Annotated in this window: 20 protein-coding genes; 12 read left to right on the top strand and 8 right to left on the bottom strand. The window is 49.1% G+C overall.

Annotated features, from left to right (window positions below; genetic code table 11):
* The 8 genes from C7J97_RS13400 to C7J97_RS15625 all read left to right on the top strand — a co-directional run.
* Positions 1–1002: VirB4-like conjugal transfer ATPase, CD1110 family (locus C7J97_RS13400; protein WP_423240885.1), on the top strand; the 1002-nt coding region annotated here is incomplete at its 5' end.
* Positions 1003–1021: 19 nt separating this feature from the next.
* Positions 1022–1642 carry a hypothetical protein gene (locus C7J97_RS13395; protein ID WP_113993260.1) on the top strand — a complete coding sequence of 207 codons (621 nt, stop codon included), beginning with the start codon at positions 1022–1024 and terminating at the stop codon, positions 1640–1642.
* Positions 1643–1653: 11 nt separating this feature from the next.
* Positions 1654–2493, top strand: a complete 840-nt coding sequence (locus tag C7J97_RS13390) for a hypothetical protein (protein ID WP_207657577.1) — start codon at positions 1654–1656, stop codon at positions 2491–2493.
* A 6-nt stretch (positions 2494–2499) separates the two neighbouring features.
* Positions 2500–3591, top strand: coding sequence for a DNA cytosine methyltransferase (locus C7J97_RS13385; protein ID WP_207657497.1), 1092 nt, complete (start codon positions 2500–2502; stop codon positions 3589–3591).
* Positions 3588–5498, top strand: a complete 1911-nt coding sequence (locus tag C7J97_RS13380) for a C40 family peptidase (RefSeq protein WP_113993262.1) — start codon at positions 3588–3590, stop codon at positions 5496–5498. The genes C7J97_RS13385 and C7J97_RS13380 overlap by 4 nt, the downstream gene beginning before the upstream one ends.
* Positions 5491–6237, top strand: a complete 747-nt coding sequence (locus C7J97_RS13375) for an adenine nucleotide alpha hydrolase family protein (protein ID WP_455709124.1) — start codon at positions 5491–5493, stop codon at positions 6235–6237. Before C7J97_RS13380 ends, C7J97_RS13375 begins: the two co-directional genes overlap by 8 nt.
* 2 nt (positions 6238–6239) lie before the next feature.
* The gene (locus C7J97_RS13370) at positions 6240–6515 is read left to right on the top strand and encodes a DUF4315 family protein (RefSeq protein ID WP_113993263.1); all 276 of its coding nucleotides are present in this window, start codon (positions 6240–6242) and stop codon (positions 6513–6515) included.
* Positions 6505–7557 (top strand): CD1107 family mobile element protein, encoded by a 1053-nt coding sequence (locus C7J97_RS15625; RefSeq protein WP_113993264.1) that lies wholly within the window; start codon positions 6505–6507, stop codon positions 7555–7557. Before C7J97_RS13370 ends, C7J97_RS15625 begins: the two co-directional genes overlap by 11 nt.
* 9 nt (positions 7558–7566) lie before the next feature.
* Here C7J97_RS15625 and C7J97_RS13360 read toward each other — a convergent pair whose 3' ends face one another.
* On the bottom strand, positions 7567–7833 hold the full coding sequence (locus C7J97_RS13360; RefSeq protein ID WP_113993265.1) for a hypothetical protein: 267 nt from the start codon (positions 7831–7833) through the stop codon (positions 7567–7569).
* 81 nt (positions 7834–7914) lie between these two features.
* Between C7J97_RS13360 and C7J97_RS13355 the strand changes: the two genes are divergently transcribed.
* Both C7J97_RS13355 and C7J97_RS13350 read left to right on the top strand, forming a co-directional pair.
* Entirely contained in the window at positions 7915–8232 is a 318-nt protein-coding gene (locus tag C7J97_RS13355; RefSeq protein WP_455709125.1) for a toprim domain-containing protein, read from the top strand.
* An 86-nt stretch (positions 8233–8318) separates the two neighbouring features.
* Positions 8319–8600 (top strand): DUF6061 family protein, encoded by a 282-nt coding sequence (locus tag C7J97_RS13350; RefSeq protein WP_015536560.1) that lies wholly within the window; start codon positions 8319–8321, stop codon positions 8598–8600.
* Positions 8601–9376: 776 nt separating this feature from the next.
* Here C7J97_RS13350 and C7J97_RS13340 read toward each other — a convergent pair.
* The 6 genes from C7J97_RS13340 to C7J97_RS13315 all read right to left on the bottom strand — a co-directional run bounded on the left by C7J97_RS13340 (position 9377) and on the right by C7J97_RS13315 (position 13537).
* Positions 9377–10288: a trypsin-like serine peptidase gene (locus C7J97_RS13340; RefSeq protein ID WP_154261247.1), complete on the bottom strand. Its 912-nt coding sequence runs from the start codon at positions 10286–10288 to the stop codon at positions 9377–9379.
* Between the two features lie 225 nt (positions 10289–10513).
* On the bottom strand, positions 10514–11221 hold the full coding sequence (locus C7J97_RS13335; RefSeq protein ID WP_015536562.1) for a hypothetical protein: 708 nt from the start codon (positions 11219–11221) through the stop codon (positions 10514–10516).
* Between the two features lie 11 nt (positions 11222–11232).
* A complete protein-coding gene (locus C7J97_RS13330; RefSeq protein ID WP_223383318.1) occupies positions 11233–11625 on the bottom strand; it encodes a hypothetical protein in 393 nt (130 codons plus the stop codon).
* Between the two features lie 156 nt (positions 11626–11781).
* The gene (locus tag C7J97_RS13325) at positions 11782–12174 is read right to left on the bottom strand and encodes a hypothetical protein (RefSeq protein ID WP_227620943.1); all 393 of its coding nucleotides are present in this window, start codon (positions 12172–12174) and stop codon (positions 11782–11784) included.
* Positions 12175–12339: 165 nt separating this feature from the next.
* Positions 12340–13035 (bottom strand): DUF4367 domain-containing protein, encoded by a 696-nt coding sequence (locus C7J97_RS13320; RefSeq protein ID WP_005924698.1) that lies wholly within the window; start codon positions 13033–13035, stop codon positions 12340–12342.
* The gene (locus C7J97_RS13315) at positions 13028–13537 is read right to left on the bottom strand and encodes an RNA polymerase sigma factor (RefSeq protein WP_113993269.1); all 510 of its coding nucleotides are present in this window, start codon (positions 13535–13537) and stop codon (positions 13028–13030) included. The genes C7J97_RS13320 and C7J97_RS13315 overlap by 8 nt, the downstream gene beginning before the upstream one ends.
* Positions 13538–13653: 116 nt before the next feature.
* Here C7J97_RS13315 and C7J97_RS13310 point away from each other — a divergent pair, with 116 nt between their 5' ends.
* Both C7J97_RS13310 and mobQ read left to right on the top strand, forming a co-directional pair.
* Complete coding sequence (locus tag C7J97_RS13310) at positions 13654–13971, top strand: DUF3847 domain-containing protein (protein WP_316541617.1); 318 nt, start codon at positions 13654–13656, stop codon at positions 13969–13971.
* Positions 13972–14240: 269 nt separating this feature from the next.
* Complete coding sequence (gene mobQ, locus C7J97_RS13305) at positions 14241–15818, top strand: MobQ family relaxase (RefSeq protein WP_044954172.1); 1578 nt, start codon at positions 14241–14243, stop codon at positions 15816–15818.
* Between the two features lie 414 nt (positions 15819–16232).
* Here mobQ and C7J97_RS15265 read toward each other — a convergent pair.
* A partial coding sequence (locus C7J97_RS15265; RefSeq protein WP_207657576.1) for a hypothetical protein occupies positions 16233–16440 on the bottom strand: 208 nt, incomplete at its 5' end.

Below are 16440 nucleotides of genomic sequence, written 5' to 3'. Positions count from 1 at the left end.
GAGCCGTATGACGGGAAACTGTCACGTACGGTTCTTAGGCGGGAAGGCGGTGGTAACACCGCTGACCCAGCCGATTATTCCCCGCTGGTGAACCGGCTGGGCGGCCAGGTGATCCGGCTCTCTCCGAGCAGCCGCGACTATGTGAATCCCCTGGATATCAACCTCAATTACAGCGAGGAAGAAAACCCGCTGGCGCTGAAAAGCGATTTCGTGCTGTCCTTCTGTGAGCTCATCATGGGCAGCAAGACAGGGCTGGAGGCCATCGAGAAAACCGTCATCGACCGGGCCGTGCAGAAGATCTATCAGCCGTACTTCGCGGATCCCCGGCCGGAGAATATGCCGATCCTCTCTGACCTCATGGCCGCCCTCACCGCCCAGCATATCCCGGAGGCGGACCGTGTGGCCCAGGCGCTGGACCTGTATGTGAACGGCTCTCTCAACTTCTTCAACCACCGTACCACCGTGGATATCCGCAACCGCCTTGTCTGCTTCGATATCAAAGGGCTTGGTAAAAATCTGAAAAAGCCGGGGATGCTCATTGTCCAGGACGCGGTGTGGAATACCGTCACGGTGAACCGCTCCATTGGACGGGCCACCTGGTATTTCGTGGACGAGTTCCATTTGCTCTTGAAGGAGGAACAGACGGCGGCATACAGCGCCGAGATCTGGAAGCGTTTCCGCAAATGGGGCGGCGTCCCGACCGGGGCAACGCAGAACCCGAAGGACCTGCTGCACAGCCCGGAGATCGAAAACATTCTGGAAAACAGCGATTTTATCTATTTGCTGAACCTCTCCGCGGGCGACCGCAAGCTGATGACGGAGCGGCTGAACATCTCCGCCGAGCAGCTTGCCTATGTGACCAATGCGGACCCCGGCAGCGGCCTTCTGTTCTTCCAAAATGTGATCCTGCCCTTCAAGGACGAGTTTCCCAAGACCACCGAGCTATACAGACTTCTCACGACAAAGCCCAGCGAGGTTTCCCATGACGGGCAAACCGGATAAGGAAAGGATGGGACAAGATATGAAATATGTGATCGACAGCAAGGTATATGAAAACCACATCAATGATGAGGTACATCTGTACGGCCTGCTCCACCAGCTCACCTTCCTGGCGGGAAAGGCGAAGGACGAGAAGGATCTGGATAATCTGGCCGAGACGGCAAAGCGCTACGGAGAGATCGCGGAGGAAAAGTTCGCCGCCTGGCGTATCCCCGGCCGCTATCTGGTGTTTGGGGACAGGAAGGACCTTGCGGAGCTGAAGGCGGCGGAGCTCACGCCCTTGACCGCCGTACTGAAAGAGCATGACGCAAAAATCAGGGAAAAGCAGCGTGCCGCTGCCAGCAATGATCCCGCCTACATCATTTCCGGCGGCGCCTTTCGTATGCTGGTGGGCGATCTCTTTGACCTGCTGGCGCAGTACAGCTTTCTCCGCAACCGTGTTGTAGAAGTGAAAACAGAAAAACGGCTTGCGCGGCTGCAAAAGAATCTCTCCGGCGAGAATCCGAGCATCCGAAGAATGTACCGCAGGTGGGGCATCCCGGACAGCACGGGTGTCACGGGCTTCGATATGCTGGAAAGTGCCATCCGCCGGACACACCTGACACCGTATGATCCGGACGGCAGCGAGGACGACAGCGACTAAAATATATATGTATGTACTTTGGGCATTTAAGCTGGTACAATAAGCATATCGGAGGTGATTTGGTGTTTGGAACAATTATCATGGATTCATATAAGGCTGATGAAGCAGAATCGATGTCACAGAACATTGATGAAATCTGTTCGCCGATGGATACCGTTGGCTGGGCTTCGGCGGGAATATATTCCTTTTGGGATTATTATACCAAAGATGTTCTTTACATTGGTTTAGCTTCTGATCTATGTGTTAGATTCAGACAACACAATGGACTACTGCCTATTGATGAAAATGCTTGCAAAGTACGGCAAATTCAAGATTATTTTTCAGGGCATGAAAGATTAGGCTACTCTATATTAGTACAATCACCCATGTCTCAGCCAATCGTCCATAGGAATGAATCGCTTTACCGAAAATTTTTGGACTGCCCTAAAGGAATGCCGATTCCCAACTACGCAGGAGAAGAAGGGCTCGAACATATTCGGCAAGCGGAGGGGCAACTAATTGAGTCATATAAACAAGTTGTTGGAGAGATTCCACCGTGGAATAAAATCGGCGGCGATGTATTCTCCCGGCGATATGCTTCTGAAAGCAACTATTTGTATGTGGTTCGAGCTTTTTCAAGCGGTACAGCAGACAATTACCTTGTATCGAGGTCAACAATCAGAGAATTAGCGGAAAATGCCACATATGAATGGTTTGAAGTACAACTTCACGGATTGCGTATGATGATGTTAACTATGAGAATGTCATTTGAAGAAGCGGTATCAACTCAAAAGAAGCTGAATCCATATTTCGAGGCAGAGTGGGATCGCATTGTTAGTACAGAGTATTTGAAAAAAAGACTGGTTGTTTAAGGTTAAATGATAGAAAGCGCTACTGGAAACAGTAGCGCTTTCTTGTACCCAAAATCAGGAGGTGAACGCAAAATAGCGAATCAATTAACCCATGTGAGCCTGTTCTCCGGCATTGGCGGGCTTGATCTGGCAGCGGAGGCGGCGGGCTTCTGCACCGTCTGTCAATGCGAGTGGGCGGACTATCCCTATTCCGTCCTGGAAAAGCACTGGCCGGAGGTGCCGAAATTCCGGGATATCACTACTTTTACGAAGGAGGCGTTTTTTGAAAAAACAGGACTTGAAACCGTTACCGTTATCTCAGGCGGCTTTCCCTGTCAGCCCTTCTCCACCGCAGGGCAGCGAAGGGGCTTTGCGGATGAACGCTACCTGTGGCCGGAAATGTGCCGCGTTATTACCGAGCTGCGGCCCCGTTGGGTGCTTGGGGAAAATGTTGTTGGCTTCATCAATATGGGGCTCGACAAAACGATCTTTGACCTGGCAAAAGCGGGATACGCTGTTCTCCCATTCGTATTTCCGGCTTGCGGCGTCGGCGCATGGCATGAGCGCCAGCGAACTTTTATCGTCGCGGCTGATGTTTCCCACACCCCTTGCCTCCGACAAGAACACCTGCAGGGACGCGGCCAACCTGGATGTGTACCTCTCCGACAACGGAATATTCCGCAAGGTGAACAAGAGCGGCGCGATCTGGAGCCTCAGCCTGTCGGCGGCGGTATTCTATCTGACCCCGGCAGCATCGGAGGGCTACCGCTCCACGCTGAAACCGGCGGCGTTTCGCAACAGCGCTCCGTCTGCCAACCTGTCATCCCAGGTGATCCGGCAGGAGCGGCCGATATCCGAGACGGCGGCGCTGAACCCGGATTGGGTGGAATGGCTCATGGGCTTCCCCCGGAAATGGACGGACGTATCCTCTGGGCCGCTGAGCCGGAGGGAGTCCCCCGTATCACCGAGAACACCGCAGACCGCGCCCTACGGCTGAAAACCCTGGGCAACGCGGTCTGCCCGCCGCAGGCATACCCCATTTTCAAATATATCTCTATGATCGAGACGGGCGAGTGCGCCAGCATTTGCCCCTACGGAAAGGCAGGTGGTGAAACATGAAGGAGTGGAAAGCCGCTGAGAAGGAAACGCAGAAGATGACCCGCGACGGAGCCATTTCCGTCAACATGGTCACAGGCGAGACGAGCCATGTTTCAGACCGTGCGCCGGAGCAGGACTATTCCCCCTCCGGCGATTCCACGGCGCTGGCGAGGACTGCCCTCCACCATCTGGACGACCGGCGCGTCCGGAAGTCTCAGAAGAAAAAGCGGCGGAACCGCCGCAAAGCCTACCGGGAGGGTACGGCGGCAAATAGCCGCCCATCCTCCCGTTTGCAATTCACCGAGGAGGAACGCGCCGCGCCGGAGCTGCAAAAGGCGATCCGCAAATCCGACAAGGCGGCAGACAAGCTGGACGCGGTACGGGCCGCTGTCCCCGAAAAGCAGCCCTCGCTCCATCAGCCGGTGAATCCGCTGGCGCGGCCGTTACAGGAGATCTGCCATGCCGCCCATGCGAAGGTGCATGAGGTGGAACAGGAAAATGTCGGCGTGGAGGCGGGGCACTTGACGGAGCGCGGCATGGAAAAGGCTGTCCGCTACGGAAACCGCAAACTCCAAAACTGGCAGGCAGACCGCAAGCTGAAACCCTGGCGGGAGGTATCCAGCGCAGAGCAGGCGGCGGTCCAGGTCAATGCGGATGCGCTGTATCAAAAGGCACTGCGGGAGAATCCGCAGCTTGCGGCCAGCAATCCCATCTCCCGGATATGGCAGAAAAAGAAGCTGCAAAAGCAGTATGCCGCCGCATATCGGGCGGCGCATAGCGCCGGGGACGCGGCGACAGCGGCGCAGACAGCAGCGAAGGGCGCAAAGAAAAGCGCGGACGCGGCGAAGAAGACCGGAGAGTTTGTTTCCAAACACAAAAAGGCGTTTTTGATTGTTGGCGGGATCGGCCTGCTGCTGGTCATGCTGCTGGGGCTGCTGCAATCCTGTTCCTCCATCTTCGGCGGAGGCGTGTCCAACATTGTCGCGTCCTCCTATCTCTCTGAGGATTCTGACCTGCTGGCGGCGGAGGCCGCCTACTGCGCGATGGAGGATGAATTGCGGGAGTATCTGGACACCTATGAGCAGACCCACGATTATGACGAATACCATTTCGATCTGGACGAGATCAAGCACGATCCCTATGTGCTGCTGTCCATTCTGTCGGCGCTCCATGAGGGCCAGTTCACCATTGACCAGGTACAGGATGATCTTCAAATGCTGTTCGACAAACAATATATCCTTACCGAGACGGTCACCACGGAAACCCGCTACCGCACAGAGACGAGAACGGACAGAGAGGGCAACGAGTATGAGGTGGAAGTCCCGTACACGTATTACATCTGCACCGTGGAGCTTGAAAACTTCGATCTGAGCCATGTTCCCGTTTACATCATGGATACGGAGACGCTTTCCATGTATGCCGTGTATATGTCCACGCTGGGGAACCGATCCGACCTGTTCCCGTCCTCCTGGTATGTGGACAAGTATATCACGACCCCGCCGGAGGACTATGAAATCCCTGCGGAATACCTGTCTGATGAACGCTTTGCGGCGCTTATTACGGAGGCGGAAAAATACTTGGGATATCCCTACGTCTGGGGCGGCAGCAGCCCTTCCACCTCTTTTGATTGCAGCGGCTTTGTCAGCTATGTTCTGACCAACAGCGGCCTTTGCAATACTGGGCGGCTGGGAGCCCAAGGCCTATACAACATTTCCACACGGGTATCTGATCCGCAGCCAGGCGACCTGGTGTTTTTTGTTGGAACCTACGATACCGCAGGCATTTCCCATGTCGGCTTTTATGTGGGGCTGGACGAAGCAGGCAACCCCATGTTTCTGCACTGCGGCGACCCGATCCAGTACGCAAGGCTTAATACGAGCTACTGGCAGCAGCACTTTTACGCCTACGGCAGACCGCCGTATGATTGATGGAGGTGAGTTTATCAATATTGTTTCCTATGGCGGCGGTGCGAACAGCACCGCCCTTCTTGTTGGGCTGCACCAGCACCGTATCCCCGTTGACCTGATTCTGTTTGCGGATACAGGCGGCGAGCATCCCCATACCTACGCCTATCTGGATATCATGGATCGCTGGCTGAAGGAACACGGTATGCCGGAGATCACACGGGTCTATAAGACCACAAGGGACGGCAGGCGGCTGACATTAGAGGATGAATGTCTGAAAAGCGGTACGCTGCCCTCCATCGCCTACGGTTTCAAGCGGTGCTCTCTGAAACACAAGATCGGACCGCAGGAAAAGTTCTGCAACAACTATCCTCCGTGCCGTGAGGTTTGGGCCAGCGGAAAAAAGGTGGTCAAGTTCATCGGCTATGATGCTGGCGAACACTATCGCAGCGACAAGGTCCTTCTGCGTGATCTGGCAGACCCGAAGTACAGCAAATGGTATCCCCTGATGGAATGGGGCTGGGACCGGGAGGCGTGTATCCGGGCGATCGAGGCGGCGGGCCTGCCGCAGCCGGGAAAGTCCTCCTGCTTTTTCTGCCCCAGTATGCGGGCGGAGGAGATCATCGACCTGCGGGAGCATTACCCGGATTTGTTCCGGCGTGCGCTGGCATTGGAGGATAACGCACGGGCCAACCTGAAAACTGTTCAGGGGCTTGGACGCAACTATTCATGGAGAGAACGATTTGGAAAGGAGTTTATTTGACTATGGCAACTACTGAGAAGATCCGTCGTGACATTGAAAAGGTTCGGGAGAAGATCACGGAGCAGCAGAAACGCCTTCGTGCGCTGGAGGCGCAGCTTGCGGAGGAAGAAAATCTGGAGATCGTCCGCATGGTAAAGGCTGTCCACATGGACAACAAGGAGCTGACCGCCTTCCTGCGCGCCTACGCCAGCGGCATGATCTCCCTGCCGGAAGGGATGATGGAAAGGGAGGGCACCGCTGATTCCGACATGATGGAGGGCGCCGACGATGAAGAATAAGCACATGATCCGCACACTTACGGTGCTGCTGACCGTTATGCTCTGCATGACGGCCTTTTCTACGGTCGCTTTTGCAAGTGGCGGGGATACAGCTCCCACCTCCGAGGCACAGACGGAACCGACTGACAGCGCGGATATCACCGGGGACGATCTTTCCGAACTGATCTCTGCGCTGTTTGGCTCTATGCTGGGCGGCACGGAGAAATCCGGCAAGACCGGCACCGTCACCACCAATGGTGGCAAGCTGAATGTCCGCACGGGTGCTGGGCTGGATAACTACGCCTTTACGCAGCTTCCCAACGGAACGGTGGTAGAGGTCATCGGCACGGATGGCGACTGGTACATGATCCGGCTGCCGGAGAAGATCGGCTACGTCTATTCCGGCTATATGACGCTCAGTGATACAGGTGGCGAAAATGATGGTAACTTTTCCTTCTCTATTGATCCCGATAAATTAAGCGAGCTGTTTGAGCAGCTTATGGGCGGCAGCGGAGGCGCCGCCCTGACGCCGGACGGAAACCTTTCGCTGATCGACGATATCGGCAGCAGCACTCGGAGCGGCAAGCAGTTCATTACGGTGGAAACGAAGAACGGTAACGTATTCTATCTCATTATCGACCGTGACGACGGGGGCGAGGAAACCGTGCATTTTCTGAACCAGGTGGATGAAGCTGACCTTTTGACACTCATGGGCGACGATGCGCCCGCAACGGAAACGCCCGCCGTCTGCAACTGCAAGGAAAAGTGCGTGGCTGGTGCAGTGAACACAAATTGCCCTGTCTGCAAAAACAATCTCTCTGAGTGCATCGGCAAGGAGGCCGCGGCAGAGCCGGAGCCTGAACCAGAGCAGCTGGAGAAAAAAAGCAGCGGCGGTCTGCTGGTCGTTGTCCTGCTGCTGGTGCTGGCAGGCGGCGGAGTCTTTGCCTATGTGAAGTTCATCAAGCCGAAGCAGGGTGTAAAGGTCAGCGCCGATCCCGAAGATTACGATTTTGAGGATGAAGAAATGGTCAATGAGGATACGGAGGACAATGTGAATGATTAGAATAAGCCTTTAATCGTTGGGAGAAATATGCTTCAACGCATTCATAAGGTCTTCTCTTGTAATGATTAACTCACATATTTTCTTAGAAGGCTTATCTTCATCCATCTGCATAGCCATTACATCTACCGTAATAAATTCACCTGCCTGCACAATATCAGATTTTTCATGGAAACGAAGGTAACGCCCGGATACTTGGCATTCAACGCAGAGTGGACCGACCATGTTCTTTCTCCGCTCGGAGTAGGTGATAGGAAATCTTGTGACTTTTTCATTCATGGGAAATGCCTCCTTTTATTATTTTCATATTTTAAGTATAAAGGAGGCTGTGTGGAAAATCAATGTCAGGAGGATTCTATATTGAAACTGATTATCGCAGAAAAACCGAGTGTGGCAAAATCTATCGCGTCGGCCCTGGGTGCTTCATCCAGGGCTGATGGCTTTTATGAGGGCAGCGGCCTTCTCGTATCCTGGTGCGTTGGGCACCTGGTATCCCCGATGGATGCGGGTGGCTATGACGAGCGTTTCAAGAAATGGCGCTATGATGATCTTCCCATTCTGCCGGAGCCGTTCCGCTATGTACTGGCACTGGGCAAGGAGGACGCTTTTGAAAATCTCCGTGCCCTGATGGACCGCTCCGATGTGGATACCATCGTCAATGCCTGTGATGCAGGATAGTGCGGTTGGGTGACTCAAGAGAAAGAAAAAAGAGACCTCATCTCGTCAAAAAACTAAATCATAAAAGCATCAAAGAGGGCATTCAAATGAAACAAAATCGAATTTTTGACCAGAATAGTTCTCAAAAAGCACGTTCTTGGCACTATAATATGGACACCAACCGAGCGGAAGCCCAGTTCGCTGATGGCTCTGCCATTGCCATTGACTGCCTTGCCATCGAGGACGAATACGGCAATACCCCGGCACAGCGAGCTGAACTTGATTGGCTACTATACAACAAGCCCTTGGAGTGCGTCCAGCTTGTGCTGAGTGGTGAGATTGAGCATTATCTCTCACTTGGCTGTGACCATGGCAAACTGAAAGACTAACCTCTAAATAGGCCAAACAACCCGCTACTTGCAGTCGCTGCAAATGGCGGGTTGTTTGCTTATTTTAAGTTTTTCCTTTGCTCATAGTAGTGCAAAATCAATGTAGTGCAAAATCAATGGCCCAACGGTCAAAGAAATCACAAATATCAGGCAAATCTACTGGTTTCTTATAAATGTCATTCTAAAATTCAATGGATTTTGCTATTTCTAGCACTTGTTTTTTCGACACGAAAGTCGATTTAACCCTATATTTTATGTATCTCTCGATGATTTCAAGTTTGCCATTTTGGGGGCTTGATTATTGAGAAAATTCTAAATTCCAAAAAGGTCTATCATTTTCATCAATCGCATCGTTATTGAGAATAAGCACTGCACCACCACTTAACAGAGGAGGCAGCTGTAAATAGCTTATATTATTTATTGAGAAAATGAAACGCTATTGCAACAGTTGAATACTGTATATTTTATCAAATTGATACGGATCTGATAGCAACACCTTACCGTTTGATATCACAAGAATGCTTTCGCCTTCTTTAAGATACGACAACTGAAGATTTCCTTTCAAGTAGTTTGATACGCCATAAATTATATAATTGTCATCCGTATCATATAATTGATTTTTTGCAGTCGCATAAATACAATTGTTCTTCAGGTCAACTTCTTCAATTATAAGTTCCGATTTTTTTCTTCCGAATGTATTCGATTGAAATAGAATGCAGAGAACCACTGCCACAAATGCTATGCCAACCATAATCTTCCGTTTGCATTTCATTTTATCAACCTCTGTATGAAAGGAACAGCGTATAAAGCGATTGTGTTATTCTCAATGCCCCTGTATAAGAAGTTGGATATGAAGAACCATCAATTGTGCTTCCATCTTTATGGATTCCGATAGCTACATACCCAGCTCCAGAAATATATTCTACAAGAGGACCACCACTAAAGCCACCTGTCAAATCCCAATCGCCCTTGAGATATTTTGAAGTCTGACTTCTAATATACCCAGAAGATTTACACATCCGATATCTCGCATCGGCACCATTTATTTGGCTCGGATAGCCATAAGCATACACCAACTGTGATGATGAATAATTGCTAGACTGCCAATGTAACCCAAGCCATCCCGTTTTCGTTCCTAAATTATTCTTGAGCGTAATAATCGCCCAATCCTCCGAACTTGTTCCAGCAAGATAAGAATCACTAACAATCATCGAACTTGCCGATACATTTTCGCTTCCAAAAGGTTTACTATTATCAGATCGAGCAGGTGCGACATTTACCGACTTAACGTAGGCTTTTTCCTTTATACTGTATAGATTATGTGCTGCTGTTGCAAGTGCATTAGGCCCAATCATAAATCCAGAACCATAATTTGTCCCTCCATTATTGGTCGTTATCTGTAGGCATACCGTACTACAATATGGTGTTGCCGTTGGATTATCAACAACAGTGATATCATTGCTTCCGATAATCGCATACAGATCGGATAGATCAATATCCGAAATCTTTCCATTTGGAAAATAGCCTGCAGTTGTCTCTCCATCCGTGAAGGAATTGGTTTCAACTATAATTTCCTCTATAGATTCTTCTTTTGTATCAAAATCGTATCTATGGTATCTCTCGATATGAGATTTGCTTCCATCACTTTGATTATCTGCAAAAGCAGTCAGCCCAGAGTTAAGCTCCATTGAAGAAAGAGCCACAATCCCACTTGCTTTCAAAAAAATTCTACGAGATATTTTTTCACTAGCTATTTTAATTTTCCTTCTTTACTTTTAGAGTATACACAAGATTTCTTATACATCAGTTGCTCTGCATTGGAAACACCTCCGTAAAATTTTTCATACGTTAGAGCCATCCTTATTTTAGATTTCAACTTTTACTTTCGCAAAAAAATAAATACCACTGATTTTTTATCCAATAGCCGTGCTAAGATTTATCTCTATGGGATTCAACACATGCGTCTGCTGGCACAACCAAGCCCAATTGTTCACTGTAGTAGTAAACAAGTCGTCATAGTTGTTGTCATATGCAAAATCAAATGTGTCATGAACGGTAATCAAGTAATACATTATAGAATTACCAATCATGAAGCCTGTTCCAGAGGTGCTTACCCTATGCAATGCATAGAATAAATCTGCATTATCAGACTTTTGAATTGTAAAAGACCAACTTCCTCCACTAAAATCTTTCAAGCCACTATTAAGTACTTTGTTTTTATAATTATTAAAAACTGTTGTCGTGTTTAACTTGTCAAGCAATGGCGTCGAAGAATCCGTCACACTCTCAGAATAGTCAATATTATATACAGAGAATTCAACCATAAGAGCCGCACATTCATATCCCTTATCCCGTGCAATTTGCGCAGCTGCCAACCATGCAAGCTGTGTATTATTTAACAAATTTCCAGATGCACGTGTTTGATCTTCATCTTTCATCTTATCGATAAACTTATTTAATTCATCTATCGACATTCCCGAAAAATCAACATGATACTTATCATTCATGCTTTGAATAACAGGATTGCTAGCTTTACGGCTGCTTATGTTAGCAGCATAAGACACAGTATTTATCGAAAACAAAAAACACACTGAAAGAATTAATGATACGAACCTCTTCATAACGAACCTCCTTAAATTCTGTACTCTACTATATAAATTGTGTGCTTCTCATCATCCCAGACAACGAGACTAAAATTCACATCTTCAGAATGTAAAAGCAATGTATTCATTTCGGCTTCCGAGCGTAGTTCCTTATGCTGACTATTATCATAAAGAAAAAAATTTCCACTTGCAATTTCAGGAATCACAAAATCTAATCCAAAATATGACGACACATTTTTTAATATAGAAGATATGGTTGGAGAATCATTAATTTTCTCCCATGAATCGAGTTGATGAATAATTTTGGCTGCATCCACATCGTAGTATACCGCTAACATTATCCCATCATTTTGCAATCCGCCATAAGCCTCATATATCAACGATTCAGAGTATGTTGCTTTTCCAATTTTGAATTGTTTCAAATAATCTCGTTTTTCATATTTGCTTTTTCTTCCAAGCATAAAGCCCAAAAGCAAGCACAGTGCGACTATAGCTAGGTATCGGATAACTCGCGTTGGTCTCGCCTTTATAATTACCTCACACCTTTCTAACTTGCTGAAATATATAACAAACTCCACTTATCTACTGGTACTTCCGGTAATGGTTTCGCTCCGTCCATCGGAATAGCTAAAGGTCGCAGAATACTCAAGCCTATAAGATTTTCCGGGCTTAGTGTTAAAGCTACTGCTCACCATGCAGGTTGAGGTCGTGCTGCTGTTTGAGCAGCTACTTACTTTTTGCCATGTTCCAATTGTCCCCTTTTCATAGAGAACGCCTGAAACGCTGATTTTCTTTACTCCAGTTCGAGTCTGGGCATCAACCTGATAGTATGTTTGGTAAATAGATCCGTTGACCGTACTATCGCCTACATACCGTTCAGACTTTTCAGCGGCCATTGCGGTGCAGGCAAAGCTCAAGAGAATCACCGCTGAAACAACAATGGACAACAAACGCTTTTTCGACATAGACATACACCTCCGTTTTTTTGCTCCCATCAAGAGCCTTTGTATAATCAACGCAATTCGCATTCGCTTCGTTTCAATTTTCAGGAGAAAATTTTTCAAATTTTCCATCTTTGTAAGTTCAGACAAAAAGAAAGCCAGACATTTGTGAACTCTCACAAGTGTCCAGCTTTCTTAACGGATACCTTCCGCAATTTTCATAATCTCATCGTATGGAATGTTTCCCATAACGGTATGTGTAATCCCCCGATGTTCCCAACTTAGAGTATAAACATTCTTTCCATGTTCATCCGTACTGGTTCCAAGTACACCATCTGCTTCTCCGACCTTTACGGTTTCGTACACTGTATGCTCATTATCAAACAGGGACTGCTGCCCTGGCTGGATAATTGAGCAACGGACTGTGTAGCTTTCCTCTGTTTCTTTTGACGAGTAAACATGTAAAAAGTTTTCTGCTCGCTCAAATTTCTGCACATCGTCCATTTCAAAGCCGTTCGGCACATAATGGTCGCTGTATCCATCCGGGAGCCACTCCAGCGGTTCGCCATCCACCTGATAAGTCAGCTGCATCTCAATGGGCAGAAATTTTTGAATCATCGTATAGACTGCCCTGCGGAAATCAGCGCTGACCGCAAGAGCACCAACCGTCAGCATTACGAGTGTCAATGCCGCAATTAGTACTCGTTTCAACACTGGGTGGTGCTTTTTCTTCTTTAAGGCCTCTGTCATTCGTTCGTCCCATTGGGACGTATCTGGGTAGATTTCCTCAAACTGCTTTGGCGTTGGAAGCGAATCCAGTTCTCTTTGCGCATCTGCACGAAGTGCCATCATCAAAGCCGCATCAAATGAAATGTCTGTCCGCTCACTCATGGCTGTTCATCTCCTTCCATAATAGTTTTCGTCCTCGAAAGAGCCGTGTTCGTACCACTTCATCCGTTAATCCCAGCGATTTTGCAATCTCACGGTTTGTATATCCCATTGCCAAAAGGCGTAGCGGATCACGGTACATCGGTTTCATTTGGCCAATCAGTTCTGTTAGACGTTCAATGTTATCGGTGCTAACTGCTGCATCATCCGGCACCGGAGCGGCATCTGGTTCGTTTGGGACATCTTCCAGCAATTCTTCTCGTTGTTTGCGAAACATATCATATGCACGGCTTCTACTACAACTAACGAGATAAGCAGCGAGTTCGTGACAGTTTTCTCGATGAATTTTAGAAAAATTTTTTGCAACGTACAAAAATACCTCTTGTAGCACATCCTCTGCCAGATACGAATCATCCATGATTTTGTAAGCGGTATGGTAAACCAGCCGTTTGTATGTATTGTACACCTCGGTAAAATCTTCTTCAAAGTTTCGATCATCAAGCACACTTAGATATAACGCAAGCAACGCAGTCACCTCTATTCACATTGATTGTGTGTAGTGTACCACGAACCAATAAAAATGTCGAATACAACCAACTTTTGAAAAGGAGCGTGATGCCATTGACCCAACCGAAAACCGATCTCGCCTATCTCCGCAGCGAGAAAGCCAAAGCAGAACAGCAGCTGCGCTACTACCAGCACCGGGAGAAAATTCTGGAACACCAGATACCGGAGCTGACCCGCAAGGCCCGTGTGCATCGGCTGTGTACCCGTGCCGGAATGCTGGAAAGTTTTCTGATTGCGCCGGAAGAACTCACCAACGATCAGGTGATGGAGCTGCTGAAAATTGCGTTCCGTCAGCCGGAAGTTGCGCTGGCTCTTGCAAAGATGATTCACGACCTGCACGAAAGCCGCAGCGTTCCGCACCCTTTAGAATAAAGGGCGCAATTATACACCGTTCCGGTGAAATTGCGGTCTTGCAGACGGCTCGATGAAATCGAAGCTGGCGTTTGTGCGCCAGCCCGATTCCATCCCAAGGAAAACTGCATTTTCCTTGCGCTGCTTTGCAGCTATCCTTTTGCGGCTCCCGCCTGAGATCGAAGCGCATGGCACTCCGTTCTAAGGCGGCGAGCAAAACCGAATACAATTCCAGACCGTTCACCAAGAGCAATCTTGCTGGGCGGTCTTTTTGTTTGGGGGTGATGCCTATTCCGTGTCCGCATTTCAAAATTACCATCGTCAAGCGCAGCCAAGGGCAGTCCGCTGTTGCCGGGGCCGCTTACCAAAGCGGCGAACGGCTGTTCAGCGAGTACGACCAGAGAACAAAATTCTACAACAAGAAGAAAGAGCTTGTCCACGCTGAGATCATGCTGCCATCCTATGCGCCGCCCGGATATGCAGACCGGGCGACCCTCTGGAACGCCGTAGAAGCTGTGGAGAACCAGTGGAACTCCCAGCTTGCCCGGCGCATCGTGCTGGCGTTCCCGGTGGAGGTGCCGAAGGAGCAGTATTTGTCCATGATAAAAGAGTTTTGTCAGGAGCAGTTTGTTTCCAAAGGGATGATTGCCGACTTTGCCATCCACGACAAGGGAGATGGAAACCCACACGCTCACATTCTGCTGACGCTCCGGGCAATAGATGAACACGGCAAGTGGCTCCCGAAAGCCAGAAAGGTGTACGACCTTGACGAGAACGGTGAGCGCATCCGGCTCGCTTCCGGCAACTGGAAGTGCCACAAGGAAAACACGGTGGACTGGAACGACCAGAAGTATGCCGAGGTCTGGCGGCATGGCTGGGAGACCATTACCAACCGCTATTTGGAAGCGGCTGGCCGCCCGGAACGTGTTGACCTGCGCTCCTTTGAGCGACAGGGCATCCAGCAGATACCGACCGTGCATCTCGGTCCCGCCGCACACCAGATGGAAAAGCGTGGAGTGGAAACTTTTCTCGGCAACCTGAACCGGGATATTCGCGCCGCCAATAGCCTGATGCAGTCCATCCGCAGTGCGATTCGTGGGCTGCAACGCTGGATCGCAGACCTGAATGAAAAGAAGCAGATTCTTTTGGATGCACTGGAACAAGCCAAGGAGCCAATGCTGTCCGACCTGCTGGTGGATTACTTCAACCTCCGCAACGAGCAGCGCAGCGATTGGTCTGGCAAGGCAAAACTGAAATGCACTGTCCGAGACTTTGAGGAAGTCAAACGGGCGGTGGACTATCTGAAAGCCCATTCTCTGAACACCATCGAGGATCTGGATACCGCAATTTCTAACCTGAACCAGACCGCCGCCCCTCTCCGTAGGCAGTTGAAGCAGAACGAAAACCGTATGCGGGCAATCGCCCAGATCAAGGATGCTGCCGCCGCCCATGCCAAGCTGAAGCCCATCCACGACACCTTTATCAAGAAGAACTTCAAGTTGACCAAGGACGCTTATGCCGCCCAGCACAAAGAGGAGCTGGACACCTTTAATAAAGCTGTCCGCACTCTGATGAAACTGAACGGCAGCACAGCGGTAGATTTTTCGGCATTGGATGCCGAATTTTCTGCGCTGCAATCCGGCAGCGCAGAACTGCGTACCAAACTGGAAACCTTGCAGCCGGATGTCTCTGCCCTGAAAAATATCCGCAAGTATATCGACATGGTGCTGAATAAGCAGCAGCTTTCCACACCGGGCGGCAAGCCCCCGGAGAAGGAATCGGTGCTGAAACAGCTGGAGCAGCTTCAGCAGAAAAAGTCCAACTACAAAACGATTTCTACCACCCCAAACCGCGAAGAATCGCTCTAAACGATCTTTCTGTCACCGATATGCCGTTGCAATCAGTGGCAGAAGTACATAATTCATTTGTTTTTTGCTGGCTTTTGGCTATTCTCGCTGGCTAGTGAGTAGAGGCGTACTTTTAAGGCAGAAATTTTCTCCAACACCCCCCATTTTAGGCCACTTTTTCTGTTAATAGTAGAAGCGCCTCTTTGAAAGCCGGTCATTTGTGACCTTTTTGTTAATTCTCAAAAAGATGGTTGTCTTTGGGCTGTTTTCGTTGCCTACCTATTGAGAGGATTTTTTCAAAAGCGGAGATTTGGTCTCAAGAATTACAATTCAATTACAAGTTTCTCACCAATGCTACGAAACAGGCGTTCTCGATGCCTACCAAGTGTAGGGCATCTTTTTCAAGACCATTCTCGGACTATTATGACGTTTTGTTTACAAAATTGCTTGCAATGCTACGAAATGGCCTTTTTCATCGGCTACCAAGTAGAAGGATGTTTTTCGTCCGTCAAAGTCCAGAAATCTTCCATATGTTCCTTGACAAGTGAATAGTTCAATCGTCCGGTACTTCACAAAAGGTACTTCTGTAACTCGCAGCCCGGTCATAACGAAGACGGGGTGGCTGAAATGCCAATGGTGCGGT

It is taken from the genome of Faecalibacterium prausnitzii, from assembly GCF_003324185.1.
Lineage (GTDB): Bacteria > Bacillota > Clostridia > Oscillospirales > Ruminococcaceae > Faecalibacterium > Faecalibacterium prausnitzii.
Note: the sequence above shows the minus strand (reverse complement) of the source record. Positions and strands in the feature narration are given on the sequence as shown.

What these genes read in the sequence shown, in the direction of transcription:
- C7J97_RS13320 (WP_005924698.1), bottom strand. Translation starts at nt 13,035, where the DNA reads ATGAGTGAGCGGACAGACATTTCATTTGATGCGGCTTTGATGATGGCA.
- C7J97_RS13335 (WP_015536562.1), bottom strand. Translation starts at nt 11,221, where the DNA reads ATGAAGAGGTTCGTATCATTAATTCTTTCAGTGTGTTTTTTGTTTTCG.
- C7J97_RS13360 (WP_113993265.1), bottom strand. Translation starts at nt 7,833, where the DNA reads ATGAATGAAAAAGTCACAAGATTTCCTATCACCTACTCCGAGCGGAGA.
- C7J97_RS13375 (WP_455709124.1), top strand. Translation starts at nt 5,491, where the DNA reads ATGATTGATGGAGGTGAGTTTATCAATATTGTTTCCTATGGCGGCGGT.
- C7J97_RS13325 (WP_227620943.1), bottom strand. Translation starts at nt 12,174, where the DNA reads ATGTCTATGTCGAAAAAGCGTTTGTTGTCCATTGTTGTTTCAGCGGTG.
- C7J97_RS13350 (WP_015536560.1), top strand. Translation starts at nt 8,319, where the DNA reads ATGAAACAAAATCGAATTTTTGACCAGAATAGTTCTCAAAAAGCACGT.
- C7J97_RS15625 (WP_113993264.1), top strand. Translation starts at nt 6,505, where the DNA reads ATGAAGAATAAGCACATGATCCGCACACTTACGGTGCTGCTGACCGTT.
- C7J97_RS13390 (WP_207657577.1), top strand. Translation starts at nt 1,654, where the DNA reads ATGTACTTTGGGCATTTAAGCTGGTACAATAAGCATATCGGAGGTGAT.
- C7J97_RS13380 (WP_113993262.1), top strand. Translation starts at nt 3,588, where the DNA reads ATGAAGGAGTGGAAAGCCGCTGAGAAGGAAACGCAGAAGATGACCCGC.
- C7J97_RS13395 (WP_113993260.1), top strand. Translation starts at nt 1,022, where the DNA reads ATGAAATATGTGATCGACAGCAAGGTATATGAAAACCACATCAATGAT.
- C7J97_RS13340 (WP_154261247.1), bottom strand. Translation starts at nt 10,288, where the DNA reads ATGGAGCTTAACTCTGGGCTGACTGCTTTTGCAGATAATCAAAGTGAT.
- C7J97_RS13370 (WP_113993263.1), top strand. Translation starts at nt 6,240, where the DNA reads ATGGCAACTACTGAGAAGATCCGTCGTGACATTGAAAAGGTTCGGGAG.
- C7J97_RS13385 (WP_207657497.1), top strand. Translation starts at nt 2,500, where the DNA reads ATGATAGAAAGCGCTACTGGAAACAGTAGCGCTTTCTTGTACCCAAAA.